At 62.0% G+C, this 21092-nt stretch carries 19 protein-coding genes and 1 pseudogene; 4 read left to right on the forward strand and 16 right to left on the reverse strand.

Features of this window, described 5'->3' with window-relative positions; all coding sequences use genetic code 11:
- Positions 1 to 28 precede the first annotated feature (28 nt).
- The gene (locus MARKY_RS09170) at positions 29 to 1261 is read right to left on the reverse strand and encodes an MFS transporter (protein ID WP_013704599.1); all 1233 of its coding nucleotides are present in this window, start codon (positions 1259 to 1261) and stop codon (positions 29 to 31) included.
- 49 nt (positions 1262 to 1310) lie between these two features.
- On the opposite strand from MARKY_RS09170, the gene MARKY_RS09175 reads away from it, so the two are divergent.
- Positions 1311 to 2255: an NAD-dependent epimerase/dehydratase family protein gene (locus MARKY_RS09175; protein WP_013704600.1), complete on the forward strand. Its 945-nt coding sequence runs from the start codon at positions 1311 to 1313 to the stop codon at positions 2253 to 2255.
- 81 nt (positions 2256 to 2336) lie between these two features.
- Here the strand turns inward: MARKY_RS09175 and MARKY_RS09180 are convergent, their stop codons facing one another.
- The 14 genes and pseudogenes from MARKY_RS09180 to MARKY_RS09225 form a co-directional block, all read right to left on the reverse strand.
- Positions 2337 to 3944: an O-antigen ligase family protein gene (locus tag MARKY_RS09180; protein WP_013704601.1), complete on the reverse strand. Its 1608-nt coding sequence runs from the start codon at positions 3942 to 3944 to the stop codon at positions 2337 to 2339.
- Between the two features lie 9 nt (positions 3945 to 3953).
- Positions 3954 to 5357, reverse strand: a complete 1404-nt coding sequence (gene wbaP / locus MARKY_RS09185) for an undecaprenyl-phosphate galactose phosphotransferase WbaP (protein WP_245526776.1) — start codon at positions 5355 to 5357, stop codon at positions 3954 to 3956.
- A 68-nt stretch (positions 5358 to 5425) separates the two neighbouring features.
- The gene (locus MARKY_RS09190; protein WP_013704603.1) at positions 5426 to 6526 is read right to left on the reverse strand and encodes a transposase; all 1101 of its coding nucleotides are present in this window, start codon (positions 6524 to 6526) and stop codon (positions 5426 to 5428) included.
- A gap of 198 nt (positions 6527 to 6724) precedes the next feature.
- Entirely contained in the window at positions 6725 to 7483 is a 759-nt protein-coding gene (locus MARKY_RS11700) for a WecB/TagA/CpsF family glycosyltransferase (protein ID WP_013704604.1), read from the reverse strand.
- A complete protein-coding gene (locus MARKY_RS11705) occupies positions 7470 to 8789 on the reverse strand; it encodes an O-antigen ligase family protein (protein WP_013704605.1) in 1320 nt (439 codons plus the stop codon). Before MARKY_RS11705 ends, MARKY_RS11700 begins: the two co-directional genes overlap by 14 nt.
- An 8-nt stretch (positions 8790 to 8797) precedes the next feature.
- Positions 8798 to 9991 carry a glycosyltransferase family protein gene (locus tag MARKY_RS11815; protein WP_148230422.1) on the reverse strand — a complete coding sequence of 398 codons (1194 nt, stop codon included), beginning with the start codon at positions 9989 to 9991 and terminating at the stop codon, positions 8798 to 8800.
- Complete coding sequence (locus MARKY_RS11710) at positions 9979 to 10932, reverse strand: sulfotransferase family protein (protein ID WP_013704607.1); 954 nt, start codon at positions 10930 to 10932, stop codon at positions 9979 to 9981. The genes MARKY_RS11815 and MARKY_RS11710 overlap by 13 nt, the downstream gene beginning before the upstream one ends.
- 20 nt (positions 10933 to 10952) lie before the next feature.
- Positions 10953 to 12278 carry a flippase gene (locus MARKY_RS09195; RefSeq protein ID WP_013704608.1) on the reverse strand — a complete coding sequence of 442 codons (1326 nt, stop codon included), beginning with the start codon at positions 12276 to 12278 and terminating at the stop codon, positions 10953 to 10955.
- 12 nt (positions 12279 to 12290) lie between these two features.
- Positions 12291 to 12854 (reverse strand): annotated as a pseudogene (gene cysC / locus MARKY_RS09200) (adenylyl-sulfate kinase); the annotation flags it as partial.
- A gap of 61 nt (positions 12855 to 12915) precedes the next feature.
- Positions 12916 to 14121 carry a sulfate adenylyltransferase gene (sat, locus tag MARKY_RS09205; protein WP_052297176.1) on the reverse strand — a complete coding sequence of 402 codons (1206 nt, stop codon included), beginning with the start codon at positions 14119 to 14121 and terminating at the stop codon, positions 12916 to 12918.
- Positions 14122 to 14200: 79 nt separating this feature from the next.
- Entirely contained in the window at positions 14201 to 14620 is a 420-nt protein-coding gene (locus tag MARKY_RS09210; protein WP_013704611.1) for a hypothetical protein, read from the reverse strand.
- Positions 14621 to 16051, reverse strand: coding sequence for an SLC13 family permease (locus tag MARKY_RS09215; RefSeq protein ID WP_013704612.1), 1431 nt, complete (start codon positions 16049 to 16051; stop codon positions 14621 to 14623).
- Between the two features lie 54 nt (positions 16052 to 16105).
- Positions 16106 to 16996 carry a type I phosphomannose isomerase catalytic subunit gene (locus MARKY_RS09220; protein ID WP_013704613.1) on the reverse strand — a complete coding sequence of 297 codons (891 nt, stop codon included), beginning with the start codon at positions 16994 to 16996 and terminating at the stop codon, positions 16106 to 16108.
- A gap of 127 nt (positions 16997 to 17123) precedes the next feature.
- The gene (locus MARKY_RS09225) at positions 17124 to 17561 is read right to left on the reverse strand and encodes a c-type cytochrome (protein WP_013704614.1); all 438 of its coding nucleotides are present in this window, start codon (positions 17559 to 17561) and stop codon (positions 17124 to 17126) included.
- A gap of 79 nt (positions 17562 to 17640) precedes the next feature.
- Between MARKY_RS09225 and MARKY_RS09230 the strand changes: the two genes are divergently transcribed.
- Positions 17641 to 18315 carry a Crp/Fnr family transcriptional regulator gene (locus MARKY_RS09230; RefSeq protein WP_013704615.1) on the forward strand — a complete coding sequence of 225 codons (675 nt, stop codon included), beginning with the start codon at positions 17641 to 17643 and terminating at the stop codon, positions 18313 to 18315.
- On the opposite strand, the gene MARKY_RS09235 is transcribed toward MARKY_RS09230, so the two are convergent.
- Positions 18312 to 18734, reverse strand: coding sequence for a hypothetical protein (locus MARKY_RS09235; protein WP_013704616.1), 423 nt, complete (start codon positions 18732 to 18734; stop codon positions 18312 to 18314). The genes MARKY_RS09230 and MARKY_RS09235 overlap by 4 nt on opposite strands.
- Before the next feature lie 836 nt (positions 18735 to 19570).
- Between MARKY_RS09235 and MARKY_RS09240 the strand changes: the two genes are divergently transcribed.
- Positions 19571 to 20365, forward strand: coding sequence for a YwiC-like family protein (locus MARKY_RS09240; RefSeq protein WP_013704617.1), 795 nt, complete (start codon positions 19571 to 19573; stop codon positions 20363 to 20365).
- Between the two features lie 65 nt (positions 20366 to 20430).
- Positions 20431 to 21012 carry a hemerythrin domain-containing protein gene (locus tag MARKY_RS11470; protein WP_013704618.1) on the forward strand — a complete coding sequence of 194 codons (582 nt, stop codon included), beginning with the start codon at positions 20431 to 20433 and terminating at the stop codon, positions 21010 to 21012.
- Positions 21013 to 21092: the final 80 nt, after the last annotated feature.

Below are 21092 nucleotides of genomic sequence, written 5' to 3' on the forward strand. Positions count from 1 at the left end.
CGCCGTCGCTCTCGGGTGCCCTGCGCCCCTACCCTCGCCGCGCCGCCGCCCGCTCCCCCACGAGCGGCGCGTACCACCAAAGCGCCGCCAGCACCAGCAGCGCCTCCGCCCCAAACACCAGCGCGTACGCTTCCGGCGGGTACCGCCCCGCCGCGTCCCGCCCGAACACCCCGATCACCACGCCCATCCACCACTGCAGCGCGAACACCCCCCCGATCCCGAACAGGTTCACCGCCGTCACCGCCCGGCCCGTCAAGTGCGGCGGGAAGACCAGCCGCGCGTGCGCCAGCAACACGATGTTGAACGCCCCCAAAAACCCAAACGCCGCGTACACGAGCCCCACCCCCACCCAACCCAACTCCCCTGGGAACGCCGCCAGCACGCCCAGCACCCCCGCGAACCCCAGCCCCGCCGCGAGCATCACCCGGCCCACCCCCCACCGGTCCGCGAGCACCCCCGAAACCCCGTACCCCACGACCGCCGCTAAGCTCAACGCGAACAACGCGTTCCCCGCCTGCACCGGGGAGGCGCCGTACACGTCAAACAGGTACGGCCCGCCCCACAGGCTCTGCACCGCGAAAAACGTGCCCGCCGTCACCAGCGCAAGCGGCGCCATCCGCCAAAACCGCGCGTCCCGAAACACCTCCCCCAGCCCCCCCGGCCCTACCGCACCGCCCTCCAGCCGGTCCCCCTCCGGCGTGTTCCGCGTCAACCCCACGATCAACAACGCCACCAGCGCGATCACCCCCGCGCCCCACGCGAACACCGCACGCCACCCCAACACCCCCGCCAACCACGCGAGCGGCGTCGCCGCCACGAGCGCCCCCGACGCCCCCACCGCCACCAGCGCGCCCGACACCGTCGCGAACCGGTGCGGCGCGAACCACCGGCTGAACGCCTTCAACCCCCCCATCAAGATCCCCGCCATGCCCAACCCCAACAACGCCCGCCCCAGCACCAGCTCCCCGAACGAGTCCGCCTCCGCGAACACCCAACTCCCCACCGCCCCCACCAGCATCAACCCCGGCGTCACGAACCGCGGCCCCCACCGGTCCAACCCCCACCCCAAAGGCACCTGCGCCGCCGCGAACGCCAGGTAAAACACGCTCGTCATGAGGCCCAACGCCCCCGCGGAAAGCCCCACCTCCCGCACCAAATCCCCCGCGATCACCGCGTTCGCCGACCGGAAAAAGTACGAGAGGAAGTAAGCCAACGCGAACACCCCGAAGACCGACACCGCACTCACACGCACGCCCCGCATGCCTTCCAGAATACCCGAACCCCCCACCCCCGCGTGCTAAACTAACCCCATGCGCGTACTCGTCACCGGCGGAGCCGGCTTCATCGGCAGTCACCTCGTCCACGCCCTACACCAAAAAGGCATCCCCGTCGCGGTCCTCGACGACCTCTCCACCGGCAAACGCGCCCACATCCCCCCCGACGTCCCCCTCTACCAAACCGACATCCGCGACCTCAACGCCGTCCTCCACGCCTTCCAAGACTTCCAACCCACCCACGTCGCGCACCAAGCCGCCCAAGCCTCCGTCAAGCACTCCGTCCAAAACCCCTGCAAGGACGCCGAGATCAACCTCCTCGGCGGCCTCAACATCCTCGAAGCCATGCGCGCCACCGGCACCCAAAAAATCGTCTTCGCCTCCACCGGCGGCGCGATCTACGGCGAGGTCCCCGAAGGCCGACGCGCCCCCGAAACCTGGCCCCCCAAACCCAAAAGCCCCTACGCCGCCTCCAAAGCCGCGTTCGAACACTACCTCGAGGTCTACCGCCAAACCCACGGCCTCACCTACACCACCCTCCGCTACGCGAACGTGTACGGCCCCCGCCAAGACCCCCACGGCGAGGCAGGCGTCGTCGCGATCTTCACCAACCGCCTCCTCCACGCCCAACCCGTCACCCTCTACGCCCGAAAAGAACCCGGGGACCCCGGGTGCATCCGGGACTACATCCACGTGGAGGACGTAACCCGCGCCAACCTCCTCGCCCTCGAGACCAACCTCGAAGGCACCTACAACGTCAGCACCGGCCAAGGCCGCACCACCGAGGACGTCCTCTACACCATCGCCCGCGCCCTCGGCACCACCCCCCGCGTCACCTACGCCCCACCCCGGGACGGGGACCTCGAGGTGAGCGTCCTCGACCCCACCCAACTCCAAGCCCACGGGTGGCGGCCCCAGGTGCCCTTCGAGGAAGGCATCCGCCGCACGGTGGCCTGGTTCCGGGAACAAACCCAGCGCTAACCCGCCCCAAACGCTCGCGCAGGCCCAGTGGGCCTGCGCGTTGGTTTGCTCGGGACGCACCTATCCTCTGTAACCAATGGGTTACGTCACCCCGCGTGTCCCCCGCAACGCCGCCGCTACCCCCACCCACAAGGGGTAGTACACCTCCCCCGCAAACCACGTGTAATCCGCTAGGTTCAGCACGAACGCTACGCCCACCAGCACCACGGCCGGCCACGCCCGCCGGCGCACCAAAGCCAGCACAACACTCCCCCACAGCACCACGAACCCCAAGAACCCCAGCGCCCCGCCCTCCGCGAGCACCCCCAGCACCAGGTTATGCGCGTGCGGCACCAAAGCCCCCCCCACATCCGACGGGCGGTGCATCGCGTAGTACGCCTCGAACCGGTTCACCCCGATCCCCGTGAGGGGATGCTCTAAAAACGCCCGCCACGCCACCCCCCAGATCTCCAGCCGCGCGCGCGTCGTCCCGTAACTCGGGTCGAACACCGTCCCCAACCGCCCCAACGCCCCCCCCTGACTCACGAGGAACCCCGCAAGCCCCAGCACCCCCACGAGCAACGCAAGCCCCAACCCCCGCCGCACCCGCAGTACCGTCACGCCCCACCCCACCCCCAACGCCAGCGCCCCCACGAGCGCCGCGCGGCTCTTCGAAAGCCACACGAGCCCCAACGCCACCCCGAACGCCACCGCACCCAACCCGCTCCCCGCAAGCACCCACACCAGCGCCGCGCTCACCACCCCCAAGTGCCCCAAAAAATTCGGTTGGATCGTCCACCCCACCACGCGCGGCTCCCACGCGTACGACCAAGCCCGGTACTGCTCGAGCGCCACTCCCGCATGCACCAAAAACCCCAGCAGCACCGCCACGCCCGCCGCGCGCAATCCCACCACCCCGAGCAAGAACCGGCTCCCGTGCAGCACCAAAAGCCCCAGCACGCCCGTACCCAACCACCAACCCGCCCGCGCCCACCGCCCGTCCTCCCGAGCGCTCCCCGGCACGTACGCGGACGGCGCGGGGCCCGGCTCGAGCTGCGCGTACCCGATCTCGAGGTACGTCCAGTCCCCCTCTAAACGCACCAGGTCCACGGCCCGCACCCACCGATCCCCCGGCTGCACCTCATAACTCGCGTACGCGCGCTTCCACCCGTTCCCCAGCTCCACCACCCGCACGGGCACCGGGTGGTGCCCCCGCGCAGTGAAGAAACTCACGTGGAACCCCGCGCGCGTCCCGTCGTGCCGGAAGTAAAAACTCTCCGTAACTACTTCCCCCGCCCGCACGGGGTACTTGCGGCTCGAGAGAACCTCCGTGAAGGGCCGGCCCGTCCTCGGGTGCACCCGCGGCACCCGCCAAAACCCGTCCGGCGTGAGCGTGGCGAACCCGCCCGCCCCGTCCTTGGGGTTCCAACCGCGCAGGTCACTCAGGCCATCCCGCGGGATCCAGTTCACCACTGGCGCTCGCGCACTCGTCCACGGTGGATCAAGCTCCGCAACCAAGGGGTCCGGCGCTAACAACTGCCCCCCCGCCCCGAGCACCACATACGCTAAAAACACCCGCCCGAACAAGGGGCGCTCCCGCCGCACGAGCAGCGCGTACAACCCCACCAGGGCCGCCCCCCCCGCGAACCAAAGCGGCTTTACGGGAAGCAACCCCAATAAAATCCCAAAAACCCAAGCCCAGCCGCGCACGGACCGATTCTAATACGCGCCTTTCCCGAAGAGCACCACCCAGACCGTACGAGCGAGGATGTAAAGGTCCAGCCAAACGGACCAGTTGCGAACGTAGTACATGTCCATGTTTAAACGCTCCCGGAACGTCACCTCGTTCCGGCCGCTCACCTGCCATATTCCTGTAATTCCCGGCATGACCTTCAGAATAGCTCCCTCAGCACCAGACATCTTTGGCAATTCCCGCGGCAAATACGCCCGGGGCCCCACCAAACTCATCTCGCCCTTGAGCACATTCCACAACTGCGGAAGCTCATCCAGGCTCAGTTTACGCAATACCCGACCGAAACGGGTCACCCGAGGATCATTACGCAACTTGTGGTACAACTCGTATTCCGCCCGCAGCTCAGGGTTCTGCGCCAACAACTCCGCCAAGCGCTTCTCCCCATCCCCGTACATAGTACGGAACTTTATCGCCTTAAACCGCCGGCCGTCCTTTCCCAAACGATCCTGCAGGTAAAACACCGGCCCTGGTGAATCCAGCTTGATGAATAGCGCAATCAACAGCATTAACGGAAGGACCAGCACCCCCCCCACCACCGTAGCGGCCAAATCCAGGAAACGCTTCACGAGGCGCGGCCCCGGCAACAACAACCGCTGGCGCACCTCGAGGCCCAGCACCCCCCCCAGGTCCTTCGCCGAAACCCAAAGGCTCGAAAACCCGAAGAGGTCCGGGATCAAAACCAGGTGCGGGAACACGCTCCCGTACCGCTCCAGCACCTCCAAAAGCCGCGCGCGCGGCACCCCCGGCATCGCCACGATCGCGTACCGCACCCCCAACTCACGCGCCAGCACCGGCGCCAAGTCCACGCCCCCCACCACGGGCACACCCTCAAGCGCCCCGTGCTTCTCCGGATCATCATCCAGCACGGCCACCGGCTTCAAACCCAAGCCCGGCTGCCGCACGAGCATCCGCACCACCATACGCCCGGTCTTCCCCGCCCCAAGCACCACCGCCGGGTACCCCCACCACCGCCGGTGGGCGCAAAGATGACGCACAAGCGCCCGCCCCAACGGCACCAGCACCACCGAAAACACCCACGCCACGAGAAACACCGCGCGCGAGTACGCGCCCCCCTCCTTGAACAAAAACAACGCCGCCCCCAGCACGAGGTACACCAGCGTGGTCGCGAGCGTCAACCGGCGCAGTTCCTCCGCTGGCGCAACCCCCACGCCGGGGTACAACCCCACAAGGGCATACACCAGCACGAACAACCCCACCACAGGCCACAACGGCCCATAAACCGCCGGGTTAAACCCCCCATCAAACAAGTACCGAAGCCCCACGGAAAGCGCCCCAGCCACGGCCAAGGCAACCAGATCCGAAACCAGCAAAAGCGAAGCCGTAAGCCAGGGGCGGGTAACAACCGTCAACAACCGAATGGTAGGCTTAATATTCGGGCTATCTTGCATACCTTTGTTATCGTACTACCATACCTTTCTCAAAACTTGCACCTCCCGCATATCCCGCATAAACCTTCACCCCCTCCCCCCGGCGGCCAGAGACCCAGGGCATAGAGCTCCCGCAGGGCGACCTGCACCACGAGCTCAGGCAAGAGAACCCGCGCCGCCCGCTCCCTGGCCTCCCGCCAGCTTCCTTCCCCCTCCATGCCCACCCAGTGGGCCAACAGGTAGGCCAGAAGGGAAAGCACCAGAAAACGGTGCACCCCCAAAGCCGTCCGCTGCCCAAACTGCCCCAGGGAGAACTCGCTTTTCGCGGCGCGGAAGAAGTGCTCTATGGCAAACCGCCTCTTTCCCCAAGTGAGCGCCGTCCGGGGCGTGGCGGGAAAGGTGGCCACCACGTACCGCCACTCCCAGCCCCCTTGGGGCAGGGGGTAGCGGTACCAGGCCACCCAGACCGGGAAGGAAAGCCCCCAAAGGTAGACCCGGCTCCCCTGCCGCCTGAGGTCCCCAAGCCTCCCCCCTCCCCGCAGCCTCCGGTCCCGCCGCATCCCCACCACCGCTTCAAAACCCAACCGCTTCACCCCGAAAAGGAACCAGGTGGTGCCAAAGGCCGCATCCGCGGCCACCCGTATCCGGAAGGCCCGGCGCATCCAGGGGGGCAGAGAGGCCAGGAGGCTTAGGGCCAGGCGGGAGAGGGCCTTCTCCCCCTTGCCCCGCCAGAGGCGGTAGGCCCAAGGGATGCGGAGGTCTCCGTAGACGAGGTAGAGGACCACCAGATGGAGTCCCCACTTGCCGTGAAAAAAGGAGAGGGGCAGGGCCTGGAAACGGCCCCGCTTCTCCAGAGTGACTAGGTCCAGGACCACCAGGAGACGGGGCTTGGGGCCTTTTTTCTTTCTGGCCCGGTCCAGGGCTTTCTCGGCCTCTTTTCTTGCCAGGCGGATGAGAGCGCGGGTGGGCCAGGGGTAGCGGTTGAGGAAGCGAGAGAGGGCGGAGGGGGACTTGACCTGGCTGTGCTGGGGTCTGGCCTTGCCGTGGCCGTGGAGGAGGAGCAAGAGCAGGGCCTTGAGGGATTCCTGGAGGTGGGGGCTTGGCAAAAGGGCCAGGAGGGTCCAAAGTAGGGACAGGGCCGCTTGGGTCATGGCACCCGTCATCAGACGGGAAACCAGCGGCCCCTTTCAAGTGGTCCTGGCGCATAGGTATCCCCAGGGTGCATAAGTGCAAGTTTTGAGCTTTTGCTTTGTGTGACATGCGGTTTGAACTTTCCTAACCCTTGATTTTAAGAATCCCCTGATTTTCAGAATTCCCCGCATATGCGGATGAATATCCGAAATAGGAGCTTATACAGTCCTTCCTCGCGAGATTCGGTTAACAAGATCCTGAACCGCAAGGGGTATTAAAAACCATGGTTCCACCAAATACCTTTTGAATAGACGTTTTGGTTCAGTAAAAAGTCGATAAAGCCACTCCAATCCGATTTTACCCAACCAGCGAGGAGGTGTAGGTTTAGCTCCGGCTAAATAGTCAAAGCATGCTCCTGCATTTAAGATGACGTTTGCGCTGATTCTTTCATAAAAATCAATAACCCAATGCTCTTGACGAGGCATTCCCATGCCAACCAAAAGCAATTGCGGAGACCACTCAGAAATTAATTTCAAAATATCATCTGACTCACTCCAGTCGAAATAACCATGATGCGTTCTAATTTGCAGACATGGATATTTTTCCTTTAACTTATTTGCGGCTAATTCGGCCACACCCGGTTCTCCACCTAAATAAAAAACTCGCCAACCATGGGTGCTAGCCATTTCCATTAAAGGATAAATCCAATCTATATAAGCTATGCGATGTTCAGGGCGTAGAGGAAGTCCCAATAACCGACCCCACATAACTAGGGCCATTCCATCAATATGTATTACACTAGCGCGAGAGTAAAAAAGTCTCATCTTTTTATCCCTATGAAAAAGGTAAATACTATGAAGATTATGATTAGCCACTATTGAACATTTTCCTTTTGAAACAAGTTCATAAACTTTCTTGTTTAACTCACACATGGTAAGCAGATCAACCTCAACTCCTAAAAGGTCAACCCTTGCCATTAGCTTTCCCTCCAATCAATCGACTGCTTACAATACCTAATCCTAGTATGAGCCATATGAGCAGATACGTGATAGAGTCCAAGTCCCAAGAGTCAGTAATTCCGTTTACTCCTACGGCAATAAAAGACCACTGAATAAATCTAAGCATATTATAAACCTCACGAAGTTCTAATACTTTAGCTTTTTTCTTTGAACAAACAATCGAACGCCAAGTTTTCCATAAAGCAAGCAAAAGAATAGATAGCCCAACAAGTCCGTATTTATATAGTGTTCCCCCCCAAAAGCTATGCGATCCAGCTGGGTAAGCAAACCCTTCTATGTCTTGCTCGGTACCCCAGCCTAACACGGGGCGCTCTAACCATCCTTCAAAAGTAGCTCTATATATACGTACTCGGTCGATAAAACTACCTTCTCCGCGAGCCACGACAAGAGACGAAATTACATTACCTATGGAGTTCAAATGGGAACCCTCAAGAATTGAGAATAATATAGGTACGAATCCTACAGCTACCACAGAAATCCAAAAGAACCGCTTTTGCGAAAACATAAAATATACTCCCCCCAACAAAAGCCCTAGCATGGCCATCCTTCCTGTCGTAAAGACTAAATTAATGAACATTAATATAATAGCTAAAATATGCAAGGATCGATATCGTGGCTTATCAGCCTGCATCGCCCAAAGTGAAAGGGGAAAAAAAGCCACTATAGCCATCGCATAAGTAGTGGGATATAGCCACAGGCTACTTACCCTTATATATTCACCAATAAAGGTAAAATAGCCCGGCTGCCCGAGATACTTAAATACTATACGCTCTCCGTAGGAGGTGGATTGAACAGATTCAGGTAAGAACATTTCTATTGGCGCAAGGAAGTAGCCATTCCAAAATCCAGTAATGGCAAAAATACCCAGAAACCCAGCCACAGTAAAAAACAAGGAGATTCCTCTAATTAGAAAACGAATGTCGTCGAAACTCTTGATAGAAGAAGTTACCACGGTTAGAAAAAGTACTGATCCTATAGATGTTAGCAATTGCCTTCCGTAAGTATAATACCTAATAGACTCTTCTATAAGTGCTATTGAAAATATCTGTATAGATATTAATGCTATTAGAAACTTTATTGGACTAAAGACTAATATTCTACGTTGCAAAACAAGCAAGAAAGCGCCAAGGATCGGCCAAATAAACTGCTCAATTCCCAAAAACCACCACAGCGGGGTGAGAAGTATAAAGTACAAAGCTAATCTTAGCACAAAGGAAGACTTGTGGCTCCCCTTCTCAACTTGCTGTGTGGTTACAGAAGCCATAGTCCCTCCTAGCTCCTTGGTCCCCCAACTAATGATAGCCATTGAGATTCCAGGAATGCTATCAGTTCTTTCCAATCTTGGCGCTTTGCTAATTGCAACGCCTTAGATCTACGATTTCCCCAATCTCTTATAGACAATTTAATCATCTGAATGAATTCTTCATGATTATTAGCGATATAGAAAACATCATCAAATTCACGCAATGCTTCTAGGCCAAAAACTACCGTGGGTTTTCCCGTTGCCAGGCACTGGAATGTTTTTGCTGGGATAGTAGCATGGGCACCAGGGAAATTGGGGTTATACGGCAAAAGTAAAACATCGACGGCTTTTAGTACGTCGATTAAATCCTTGTAGGCAACTGGAGGAATTATCTTGACATTAGGATTGCTTTTTAAACTAGATGGTAATCTATTTTCAATCGGACCGATCAAATAAAGTTCATAGTGATCAGCAACTAAATTAAGCAGATTAATGTCTAGATGAGGGCCTATCGCACCAAAATAGCAGGCACGTATCCTCCCTTCCTCTTTCCTATTACAAGAAAAGTTCCGAATATCGCTAAAATCATCAAAATGGACCCCAGGTAATAACCTTTCTACCTTTTTCTCGCTAGGCGCCATCGCTTTTATCTTTTCATAAAGATAGGGAGAGTCGGCCAAGGCAAGATCTACAGTGCCAATTAATTCATGCTCAATGACTAAAGAATTCCTAGCAGAGAGAATCTTATCCCAATCCAATACACAATCATAAATACTAAATGTTGGTCTCAACATCCTTTGAAGGGCTAAACTACTTCGGATGGGTAAGTAATTGATAACAATTACCGGTTCTTTTGCATAGGAACGAATAAGTCGAGCTAATTTCGGAATAAATAACATACTATTAAACCATCGCAACCAATACCATATTTTTCCTTTAAGCTCCGGCAATACTTTAGGAGATATAACTCGTATTCCATCGGGTACTTCCTGAGTAAAGACTCCTCCCAGATTAGACTTTCCCAATACACGCCCCAAAACTCGTTTCCATTCAGAAAGCCTAGGCAAACGTTTAGGCATAGGATCTACAAAAATAATCTCATATCCACGCTCACTAAGCCCCTTAGCTATATCATGATGACGTTGCCATGTAAAATGCCAAGGAACGGAAGAAATAATTACTACAGTTCCCCTAGATATTTTTGCCATCGTTACCCCTCCCACCGAGAGAAATATCCATATCGGTATAACAAGGGGAAGGTTACTATTGTGACCAGTGCTTTATAGCGTAGTGGCAATGCAGTAATCCATTCTCTATCTAAGCGAAGCTGGACTTCTCCTTTAGCAAATTTTGAGGGATTGCCAGAAATATTATGGGTTTGCCTACTCAAGTTAACCATTGAGTCACTAATATAATCAAGATCGCGGGTATGAAGGCCAAGTTCTCTCAGTAACCAGCTTATAGTTCCCTTAGGGTTCTTAATTAAATCCTCATACCGAACTTTCACATAGTAATCTATCCTATGAGCTAAAAATTCCATTAGAATATTAGAAGTTTCCCACATTAAAGCACTTTCTAGAGGATGTAATGTACGCATATACGCTATCCTATCCTTTATCTCCCAATTACGCTTTTTCCGTTGCCAAGAATGGGCAACGGCTCGACTATCACGAACCAAATGTACGATCCTTAAATCGATTTCCTTCATCAAGCTCAAAATAAATCCATGAGAAGGGTCCTTACTGGAATCGACAATAACCTCACATCCTGTAACTTTCTTTATCGAAAGATAAACTTTATACAACAAGTTTAGATACTTTTCGAGTATATCATTAAACGTTTTTCTCCTCAAGTTAGGCCAAATCATTAAAGGGATATATCGAATTCGATCTACTGCCTTTTGTAAGGCAGCAATTTCTTCGAACTTAGGTTTCTCATCACACTCGGAAAACACCTCCTCCAGGACAGAAGTCCATAAGCTGCACTGCGCAACCGGATCCCCGCACCCGCACAATCTATTTTCAAGCAAACCGCGCTCCCAAAGATACCTCAACTCACCTATTGAGCAAAACCCTTTATGTTGTCCAAGCACACGATCAAGTAGCGTGCTTCCACTACGCCCGTACCCTCCTATGAAAACGACTTTTACTTTTTCTGCACCCACAGCACACCTCCATTATCGATTTACCGGAAAGAAAGAAAAAATACATCCAAGCCTAAAAAGCGATAGACCAACACATAAAGCCATGCATTCCACAACACCATTGCAGCCATCGTTGCTAAAGCAGCACCTATCAAGCCCCATATCGGGATCAATAGAGCATTAAGGCCGATGTTCACCAAAGCGCTCAAGCCATACACCCATGCGCTGAGGTCCTGGTGCCCCGTAAGGCTCATTAGGTACCCTACCGGCCCCACACTCGCATTGACAAGCTGCCCCAGCGCGAGTAGTACGAGCGCTGAGTATCCCATAGGAAACTCTGTTCCAAAGAGGCCCAGGACTACTCTTCCTAAGAGGAGTAAGCCCAACGTCACGCTCAGCGACGGCCAGAACATCCAGCGAACCGCGGCACTCACCATCCTCTGCAATTCCTCGCGGTCTCCTTTCGTATGAAGCTCAGAAATCATTGGTGCCACGATCGCATTCACTGCGACCAATACGAAGCTCACCAGGGCTGCTGTTTTTGTTGCCGCCATGTAGATGCCGGCCTCTTTAGGGCCAAGGAAGATACCGATCATCAAAATATCCGCCTGGTTAAGGACGATAAGCGATCCTGAAACCAGCAAGAGCGGGAAGGATACCCGCCACCATCTGGCGGTTTCGTATCTGGGGGGCATCGAAACCGCTTCTTGCGGAAGCGTTTGCACAAGCCCCCAGCCCTGCACTCCCAAGACAATCAGGAGCGCAAGCGCAAAAGCACTAAGCGCTGCTACGCCCGTCAAGCCTCCAAGCGAGCTCAGCATCAAGAAGGCCGCGACGAGCACTAATACGGGCTGAAGCACCATGGGGGGGGCGTACGCTAGGGCGATCCGTCGCGTGCCGCGTACCATCTCCCTCTGTACACTAACCAAGGCGAGCAGGGGCACGAGCGCCATCCCTAGCAGCAGGGCCGTTGTGTTCATTTGGGGGGAATGAAGCAGGATCAGGATCCCCCCCCCTACGGCGGCAAGTAAGAGACCCGCAAGTAGCACCAGCTGCCTTACTCGCCGGATAAAGCCCCTGAGGTGCGCCCAGTCTTCCTTCGCGAGGTACTCCGGAACAAAGCGAAGGGAACCCGTCGTGAACCCCAGCGTAGCCAACACGGATAACAGGTTCGCCCAGGTGAAGGCGTAAGCGTAAACACCGTACTCCGCAGCACCCATCCAGCGGGCGAGGAGCACTTGTGTTAGGTACTTGAGCCCCGTTCCCGACGCTTGAAGCACAAAAGCGATCCCTGCACCTCGCGCCAAGGTGGCAAGCATGTCTTGTTGCTTCAGACGGGTCAGGAATCGGGGCAGGGCTTTCAGCATACCGTGACCACGCTAGGCTCCTTGGCCAACTGTCGGCCGCAGGTACCCGAGTTCCTCGAGCTTCCCCAAAACCTTAGCCACGCTCTCCTCAACGCTCTCCAAGTCCGTGCGGCACTCCACCTCCGGGTTCACGGGCGGCTCGTAGGGGTCGTCGATCCCGGTGAAGTTCTTGATCTCCCCTGCCCGCGCCTTTTTATAAAGGCCCTTCACGTCCCGTGCTTCGCACACCTCGAGGGGCGCGTTCACGTAGACCTCGATGAAGTCCCCGATGTTTCGCCGGACCTCCTCCCGCGTTGCGCGGTAAGGGGAGATCGCGGAGACCAGGACGATCACGCCGTTGCGGGTGAGGAGGTGCGCGACGAACCCGATGCGGCGGATGTTCTCGTCGCGGTCCTCTTTGCTAAAACCCAGGCCTTTGGTGAGGTACTGGCGCACCACGTCGCCGTCGAGGATCTCCACCCGGTGGCCGCGCCGCTTGAGTTCGTCGTAGATCGCGCGGGCGAGGGTGGTTTTGCCTGCTCCGGAGAGGCCGGTGAACCAGACAGTGACGCCACGCTGCTCAACGCTCACGGTGTTCCTCCTTTTTCGAGTCCGCGCTGTAAGGGCGCGTCATCAAGCACCCTGTTCCCTAGTGTAGTCACGCCTCGCCGTGGCTCGTGCCAAGTGCGTCACGGTACGCGCGGATCAGGATCTCCGCGACCTCCGGCCGGGTGAACTCCGGCGGGGGCATCTCGCCGCGGCGCAGCATCTCCCGCACCTTGGTGCCCGAAAGGTGCACGCGGGCCTCCTTGTCGTGCGGGCAGGTCTTGGTCGTGGCCATCTGGCCGCAGGCCTTGCAGTAGAAGGCGTGCTCGAACTTGAGGGGGGTGATGCCGAGCTCTTCGGGAGTGAACGCGTCGAAGATCTTTTGCGCGTCGTAGGTGCCGTAGTAATCGCCGACCCCAGCGTGGTCGCGCCCCACGATGAAGTGCGTGCACCCGTAGTTCTTGCGGGCGATGGCGTGCAGGATGGCTTCGCGGGGGCCGGCGTACCGCATGGCGGCGGGGAACACCCCGAGCAGCACGCGGTCCGCGGGGTAGTACTTGGAGAGGATCACCTCGTAGGTGCGCATGCGCACCTCGGCGGGCACATCGTCGGCCTTGGTCGCGCCCACGAGCGGGTTCACGAAAAGGCCGTCCACCATCTCGAGCGCTACCTTTTGCAGGTACTCGTGCGCGCGGTGGATGGGGTTACGGGTCTGGAAAGCCACCACGGTGCGCCAGCCCCGGCGGGCGAATTCGGCCCGGGTCTCGGCGGGGGTCAGGCGGTAGCGCAAAAAGTTCTTGTGGGGGATGGGGTTCACAAGCCAGATTGGACCGCCGAGGTAAACGGGGCCGCTCGCGAAAAGCGCCGCGACCCCGGGGTGAGCTGGGTCGTCCGTGCGGTAGACCTGGCGCGCTTCCTCGCTCTTGTCCGGCCGGTAGATGTCGGTGACGGTCAGGACCGCGAGGGGCCGGTCCTTCCAGGTGAGGGTGATCTCGGCGTCCAGGCGCAGGGTCTTTGCGAAGGACTCGGGGGCGGGCAGCGTGACCGGGATGGACCAGGGAAGACCGTTGGCGAGACGCATGTCGGCCACGACGCTTTGGTAGTCCGCCTCGCCCATGAAGCCCACCAGGGGCGAGTACACGCCGGTTGCGATGCACTCGAGGTCCGCCAGGGAGCGGGGGGTGAGCTCGAGGGCGGGCAGGGTTTGGGCGTGCTCGAGGAGGTGTTCGCGTTCGGGACCGGTGGCGACACGGTTGATGAGGCGGCCTCCGTGGGGAGGGATCAGTCCGGTCGGTTTCGGTTGGATATCCAGCACCATAACCTCCAGCGATACGCTCGGTCAGCGTCCATGTACGAGTATAGGTGCCCTTGGGGGTGGCGGCAATGCCGGGGAGGGGTTACGCCTCCTGGATCCACGTGATGTTCGGGGTGAGGGCTTGAGTGGGTTTGGAGGTGGCGCTGACCAGGACGGGCTCGTGCGTGGGAAGGCGCGCCAAGTACTCGCTTATGGGGGCTTCCACCACCTCCGTCTCTACGGGGATGCCGTGCGTTTGGGCGTGGGCTTGCACGGTTTGGAGGGTGTCCTGCGCGAGGAGGCGGTACCCTTCGTGGAGGGCGTGCGCGATGTGTTGGCGGGAGCTGGCTCCGAGCCAGCCCATGGCGCTGAGGTCGTTCACGAGGGTTTCGAGGGTTTGGGGGTCGATCACGAAGACCGCGTAGAGGGCGCGGTGCGCGGTGTGGGCTTCTTGGAGGGCGCGCTCGAGGCCGCGCGTGTACGCGTAGGGGTTCGTGAGGATGAGCCGGATCGTGCTTTGCATCTAGCCTCCCAGTCCTAGCCCTACGAGGGGCCAGTAGGCCCAGCTGGTGAGGAGGAACGCGGCGAGGCCTAGGATCTTGAGGCGGGCGCCGTGCCGGAAGGCTTCGAGGGGGCGTACGTACCCGCTGCCCACCACGATGGCGATCGCGGGGGTGCTGACCGGCAGCATGAACGCGAGGCCGGCGGGGAGGGCGACGCCGAGCGTGGCCGCGCGGGGGTCGAGGCCGTACTCGTTCGCGAGGGCGAGGGCGAGGGGCATGAGCACGGCGACCGCGGCGGAGTTGCTCATGGCTTCGGTGAGGCCGAGGGCGAGGAGGACGATCGCGGTGAAGGCCAGGAGGGGCGTGTCGATCCAGGAGGTGAGGGCGAGCCGGGATAAGGCTTCCGCGGCGCCCGTGTCGCGCAGGGCGGCGGAGAGGGCGATGGCGCTGCCGTACATGAGGAAGATGCCCCAGTTCACGTCCTCTTCGATCTCGCGCCACTCGGTGATGCGCAGGAGGAAGGCGAGGGCCACGCCGAGCAGCGCGATGGTGTCCAGGCCCCAGGCTTCGCCGCGCAGCACCCAGAGGAGGACGGTGAGCAGCATGACGCTCGCGGTGAGGGTTTCGCGGCGGGAGGGCGGGCCGAGGGTGCGTACGCGCGCCTCCAGGTGACGGCGGGCGTGCGTGAGGTGAATGGTTTCGTCGCGCCCGAGGAGCCACAGCACCCCGAGCGCCGCAAGGAGCAGCGCGGCCACGGTGGGGAGCGCCCAGAGGGTCCACTCGAGGAAGCTGATCGTGCGGCCCGTGGTGCTTTGCAGTACGCCGAGCGCGAGGGGGGCCCGCGCGCCGCCTAGGAGGGTGGCCGTGCCGCCGATGACGGCGCCCCAGGCGAGGGCCAGGAAGGCCGCGAGGCCGAAGCGGCTCCCGGGCTTGGCGCCGGCGGCGCGCACGACCTCGAGCACGATGGGGAACAGCATCGCGGCGACCGCGTGTTCGCTGATGAAGAAGGAGAGGGCGGCGGGCGTGAGGAGGAGGGTGGCGAGGAGGCGGGGGCGGTTGTGCCCGAAGCGCTGGAGGATGAGGAGGGCGAGGCGCGTGCTGAGGCCGGAGCGCGTGACGGGGCTCGCGAGGATGAAGGCGCCGAGGATGAAGAACAGGGCTTGGCTGCCGAAGTGCGCGTACGTGCGTTGGTGGTCAAAAGCGCCGGTGAGGGGCAGGAGGAGCAGGGTGATGAGGCCGGTGACCGCGAGGGGGAGGGTGTTCGTGCCCCAGAGGAACGCCGCGACCGCGAAGACCGCGAGGGCGCGTTGCCCGTCGGGCGTGAAGCCCGGTAGGGGGAGGATGGTCACCGCAACGTACACGAGGGCCGCCGCTAGGTACCAGAGCCAGCGGCGGGTGGGGTCCCGGGACCAGCGCCACCAAGTGCGCATGCGGAGCGAAACGCGCGTCATACCTTCCCGTACGGATGCTAGCACGCGCTGCTGGGTTTTCGCGTGACGGGTGGGTTACGCCATCGCCGCGCCGAGCCACACGCCGGGCCCTAGGGTGACGCTTTGTCCCGCGCCGACGAGGAGGGTTTCGCCGAGGGGTTCGCCTTGGATGCGGGTGTAGAGGGCGAAGCTTTCGGGGGGGGTGTGGACGCGGGTGGGGGTGGTGAGGGTGTAGCGGCGGAGGGTGAAGGCGGGGGTGGCGAGGAGGAGTTCGGCGGGGCCTTCCTTGCGGGGGGTGAACTGGGGGATGGGGGTGGGCTCGAGGCGGGCGACGTCGAGGGCTTTTTCGAGGTGGAGTTCGCGGCCGCGGCCGTAGTCGTAGAGGCGGTAGGTGAGGTCGGATTTTTGTTGGATTTCGTAGAGGAGGAGGCCGGGGCCGAGGGCGTGGATGGTGCCGGCGGGGGTGTAGATGAGTTGGTGGGGGTGGACGGTTTCGCGGTGGAGGAGGTTCCAGATGCTGCCGTCCTGGGCGGCTTGGGCGAGGGTTTCGCGGGGGGTGGGGCGCTCGAGGCCGTAGATGATCTCGGCGCCTGGGGTGGCGTCGAGGATGTACCAGGCTTCGGTTTTGCCGTGGTAGCCGGTGTGGGCTTCGTGGGTGTGGGCGTAGTGGTCGTCGGGGTGGACTTGGACGCTGAGCCAGTCCGCGGTGTCGATGAGTTTGACGAGGAGGGGGAGGTCGAGGCCGTACTTAGCGTGGGGGGTGGGGCCGAGGAAGGCGGGGCCGAGTTCGGGGAGGAGGTCTTTGATGGTGCGGCCGGCGTGGGGGCCTTCCGCGACGCGGTTGGTTTCGTAGGCGAGCCAGGCTTCGCCGATGGGTTCTTGGGTCTTGAGGTTGAGGAGGGTGGGGAGTCGGGTGCCGCCCCAGATGCGGGGGACGGGTTGGGGTTGGAGTTTGAGGGCGTGCATGGTTCGGCTCCTCCGTTCGGGTATGGGGGTTGGGGTGGGCCGGGCGCGGCCCGGTTTTTATTTTAATTGGGGGCGCCCGGGAGGGAGACTCCCGGGCGCGGTTCGGGATGCGTGGTGAGGCTAGCGTTTAGGGGTTCGGGCGTTGCTTCAGGACGTCTTGGGGCGTGAGCTGGGTTTTGCGGAGTTCGGCGATCTCGTCGGCGGTGTAGGGCGTGAAGCCTTCGGGGAGGAGGGCGTCGTTGCCCCAGGCGGTGAGGATGTAGTTGAGGATCTCGGCGATCTCGGCGTCGGTGAGGCGGCCAAAGGGGGGCATGGGGGCGTTGTAGGTCTGGTCGTTGACTTTGATCTGGCCTTGGAGGCCCCAGAGAACGACGCTCGCGAGGTAGGCTCGGCCGTCCTCGGTTTGGAGGAGGGCGGGCAGGGTGGCGGCGAGGGGCGGGGCGAAGTTGGGGGTTCCGGTGCCGTCTTGTCCGTGGCAGGAGGCACAGTTCTGCTGGTAGAGGGCGTCTCCGGCCGCGAACCCTAGGCTGAGGAGCAGGGCTAGGCCCACGAGCACTCGTTTCATGGCTAACCTCCCGTCCTCGAGTATACCGGAGGGGGGGTTTTGGACATATGTCCTTTTGGGCTTGGGGGAGACTGGGGGCGTGACGGTGCGGGTTGAGGCGGTGCTGGCGCGCACTCCGGTGTTTCAGGAGTTGGGGGGGGAGGACCTCGAGGCGCTCGCGCGGCTCGCGCGGCTTCGGCGCTTGGCGGCCGGGGAGGTGTTGTTTTTGGAGGGGGATCCGGTCGAGCGGTTGTTCGTGGTGGCGCGCGGGGCGGTGAGGGTGTTCAAGATGGATCCGGGGGGGCGGCGGCAGCTGGTGCTGCATGTGGAGGGGCCGTACCGGGTGCTGGCGGAGGTCGCGGTGTTTTTGGAGCGGCCGTTTTACCCGGCGTCGGCGGAGGCGATGACGCCGGCGGTGGTGGTGGAGGTGCCGCGCGGGGCGTTTTATGAGCTGGTGGATCGGCGGCCGCCGGTGGCGCGCGCGTTGATCCGGTACTTGGCGCGGCGGCAGGGGGAGCTCGTGCGGTTGTTGGATCGGGTGGTGTTCCGGGAGGTGGGGGCGCGGCTTGCGGAGTACTTGTTGGGGCGGCTGGAGCGGGAGGGGCAGGGGTTCGTGCTGCCCACGAACGCGGAGCTCGCGGCGTTTTTAGCGACGGTGCCGGAGATCGTGAGCCGGAAGTTAGGGCAGTTTTACCGGGCGGGGTGGGTGCGCCTCGAGGCGCGGCGGGTGTGGGTGGTGCGGCCGGAGGCGTTGCGGGAGCTGGTGGGGGGTTAGGCGGTCTCGGGGCGGTAGACGGCGCGGCCCTCGAGGTAGGCGAGGTCTTCCTCGAGCTGGTGGAGGGTGTACTCGAGGACGGGCCGCCAGTTGGGGGGGTAGTAGTTGAGGAGGCCTTGGATGCAGGGGATGAGTTCGTTTTTGAGGTAGGCGTGTTGTTGGGCGCGGCGGCGGGGGCCGCCTTTTTCGGTGAGGCGCGCCATGTGTTGGAAGCGTCGGGGGAGGCAGACGCGGGGGGTGCCGCCGGTTTGGGCGCAGGCGAGTTTGGGGAATCCGGGGCAGCGCGCGTAGGTCTTGGGGTACTGGGGGCCGAGTTCGGGGTGCCCGATGAGGGCGGGCCCCATGGGGCCGGCGTGGAGGGCGGCGAGGCGCAGGTACCGCCGGCGTCGGATTTGGCGGACCTGGGTTTCGCGTAGCATGCTTTCAGTTTAACCGGGAGGGGTGAGGGACAAACGTCACGGTCGGCGCTCGCGTTCGGGGTCGCGGCGGGGGTGTACGACCGTCTTCTGGGGCTCTCTGGCGGTATCCGGGGGGAGGGGTTGCGGCGGGGCTTTGGGGGCTACGCCTTTTGACGGCATCCTTCGCCTTTGAGGTGAAGAACCGGGGGTGAGGCATACACGCTACGGGACGGGGCCCGTGGCGTGGTGTTCGGAGTGGCTGGGCGTTAGTAGATGTAGTGCGTGGTGTTGTAGGTGTTGAACTTGCCGAGCGGGGAGAGGACCCACTCTCCGGTGATGCGGGTTTTTCCTCGCGGGTGGTGGCGTCGTAGATCACGGCGAAGCCGGGGGTGAGGCGGTCGGTCCAGGCGGAGACCCAGACCTCGGTGCCGTCCTTGTTGAACTCGGGTTGGACGAGGCGGGCGCGGACGTCCTGGGCGCCGGGGACTTCCCGGCAGCGTTCGAGGGTGAGGGTGGTTTTGCGGATGGCGCAGAGCTGGGCGCTTTTTGCGGGGTCGTCGTTCTTGTAGGCGTACTGGATCTCGTGGTTGATCGCGGTGTAGGCCGGCACGCGCGCTGCCCTCCCGGATCTGGTTGCGGGAGTCCACGGTGAGGTAGACCAGGATCCCGCTCATGACGAGCGCGCTGATCACTGCCGCGTTCCGCCAGGGCCGGGGCTCGAGCCAGGACGCGCCGCGGCGCCCGGCCAGGCGGAGAGCAAGGACACGCGTCCCGGCAGGTCCCGCGCAGAATAGGGTTGACCTGGGTCATGGCCCACCCCGCCGGGCGGGCGTAGGCTCGGGGCGAGGAGGTGCGAGGTGGCAACGCAAGCTCCACGGGTACCGCTCAAGACCGTGCTGCTCCCCGCCGAGCACGGCGGGTGGGGGTTGACCCTCGAGCCGGTGGTGCTCGGGCTCCTCGTGGCCCCGAGCCTGGCAGGCGCGGGGCTCGGGGTGGCGGCCTTGTTCGCCTTCCTCGCGCGCACCCCGCTCCGGATGGTGCTGGCCGATTACCGGAAGGGCAAGCGTTTTCCCCGCACGCCGCTCGCCGAGCGGGCGGCGCTCGCGTACCTCGGCCTCGCGCTCGCCGGGCTGAGCGTGGCGGTGGCGGCCGCGGCCGCGCCGTTTTGGGGCCCGCTCCTCCTGGCGGCGCCGCTCGCTTTGGTGCAGCTCGCGTTCGAGGCCCGGAACCGGGGGCGGCACCTCGTCCCGGAGCTCGCGGGCGCCGCGGCGATGGGCGCGGTCGCGGCGGCGATCGTGCTCGCGGGGGGCGGCGCGGCGGGGGTCGCGCTGGGCGCGTGGCTGGTCCTCGCGGTGCGCGCCGGCATGGCGATCGGGTTCGCGCGCGTGCAGGTGCGGCGCGCGCGGGGCCAGGCCGCCCGGAGCACTGGAGCGCTCGCCGCGCAGGGCGCGGGGGTGCTCGCGCTAGGGCTCGCGGCGGCCGTGGGGCTCGTGCCGTGGCTTTCCGTCGCGGCAGGCGCGGCGCTCGGGGGGTACGCCCTCCTCGCGCTTCGGCGCCCGCCGGTGCCCGCGCGGGTCGTGGGGTGGACCCAGGTCGCGTTCGGGCTGGTCATGGTGCTGTGCACCGCCGCGGGGTACCGCTTGGGTGCGTGATCCGCGGCGTCTTCCCTCCCCTACGGCCGGGCCTAAACGCCCGGCCGTTCAGGTAGCATAGGGGTATGCGGAAGCTTAAACCTAGCGGACTGTTGTGGCAGGGCGAGGCCGGCAAGATCGTACGGAAGCGGCTCGAGCCCCACGCGCGGATCCCGCCGCACGACCACCGGGGCGCGGAGGTGTTCGTGCTCCTCGCGGAGGGCCGGCTGGTGCTCGAGCAAGGCGGGGCGCGCCTCGAGCTTGGGGCTGGGGAGGCCGCGCACCTCACGGGGGAGGCGCCGGTCGCGCTTACGGCGGGCCCGGAGGGCGCGGCGTTCTGGGTGGTGCTCGCGGGCCGGGAGGTGCGGCGGCTGCGCGCGGAGCACCGGGCGTTGCTCGAGCTGGCCCGGAAGCTTCCGGACCCGGAGGTGCTCGTGGCGTTTAAGGACGCGCTCGCGGCGCACTCGCGGTACGAGGAGGCCACGGTGTTCCGGGGTTTGGACGCGGCCACGCGGGAACTGATGGAGCAGGAGCACGCCTTGATCGATCGGCTTCTCGAGCGGATCGAGCAGCGGCCGAACCACCCGGAGGCCCGGGCGTGGGTGGAGCAGCTCGTGACCGTGCTGGAGGGGCATTTCCGGGACGAGGAGCGCGCGGCGTACCCGTAGGTAGGAGTTTTTCGGACACCGCGTCGGCCGTTTTTCGGATGCGGGGGGCCACCCGGCGCGGGCATGCTTTACCTGAAGGG

Source organism: Marinithermus hydrothermalis DSM 14884, assembly GCF_000195335.1.
In the GTDB taxonomy this organism is placed as follows: domain Bacteria; phylum Deinococcota; class Deinococci; order Deinococcales; family Marinithermaceae; genus Marinithermus; species Marinithermus hydrothermalis.

Excerpts from the sequence above, each read along its gene's own strand:
- MARKY_RS09170 (WP_013704599.1), bottom strand. The coding sequence starts at position 1,261 with ATGCGGGGCGTGCGTGTGAGTGCGGTGTCGGTCTTCGGGGTGTTCGCG.
- MARKY_RS09175 (WP_013704600.1), top strand. The coding sequence starts at position 1,311 with ATGCGCGTACTCGTCACCGGCGGAGCCGGCTTCATCGGCAGTCACCTC.
- MARKY_RS09190 (WP_013704603.1), bottom strand. The coding sequence starts at position 6,526 with ATGACCCAAGCGGCCCTGTCCCTACTTTGGACCCTCCTGGCCCTTTTG.
- MARKY_RS11700 (WP_013704604.1), bottom strand. The coding sequence starts at position 7,483 with ATGGCAAGGGTTGACCTTTTAGGAGTTGAGGTTGATCTGCTTACCATG.
- MARKY_RS11705 (WP_013704605.1), bottom strand. The coding sequence starts at position 8,789 with ATGGCTTCTGTAACCACACAGCAAGTTGAGAAGGGGAGCCACAAGTCT.
- MARKY_RS09195 (WP_013704608.1), bottom strand. The coding sequence starts at position 12,278 with ATGCTGAAAGCCCTGCCCCGATTCCTGACCCGTCTGAAGCAACAAGAC.
- sat (WP_052297176.1), bottom strand. The coding sequence starts at position 14,121 with ATGGTGCTGGATATCCAACCGAAACCGACCGGACTGATCCCTCCCCAC.
- MARKY_RS09210 (WP_013704611.1), bottom strand. The coding sequence starts at position 14,620 with ATGCAAAGCACGATCCGGCTCATCCTCACGAACCCCTACGCGTACACG.
- MARKY_RS09215 (WP_013704612.1), bottom strand. The coding sequence starts at position 16,051 with ATGACGCGCGTTTCGCTCCGCATGCGCACTTGGTGGCGCTGGTCCCGG.
- MARKY_RS09220 (WP_013704613.1), bottom strand. The coding sequence starts at position 16,996 with ATGCACGCCCTCAAACTCCAACCCCAACCCGTCCCCCGCATCTGGGGC.
- MARKY_RS09225 (WP_013704614.1), bottom strand. The coding sequence starts at position 17,561 with ATGAAACGAGTGCTCGTGGGCCTAGCCCTGCTCCTCAGCCTAGGGTTC.
- MARKY_RS09235 (WP_013704616.1), bottom strand. The coding sequence starts at position 18,734 with ATGCTACGCGAAACCCAGGTCCGCCAAATCCGACGCCGGCGGTACCTG.
- MARKY_RS11470 (WP_013704618.1), top strand. The coding sequence starts at position 20,431 with ATGCGGAAGCTTAAACCTAGCGGACTGTTGTGGCAGGGCGAGGCCGGC.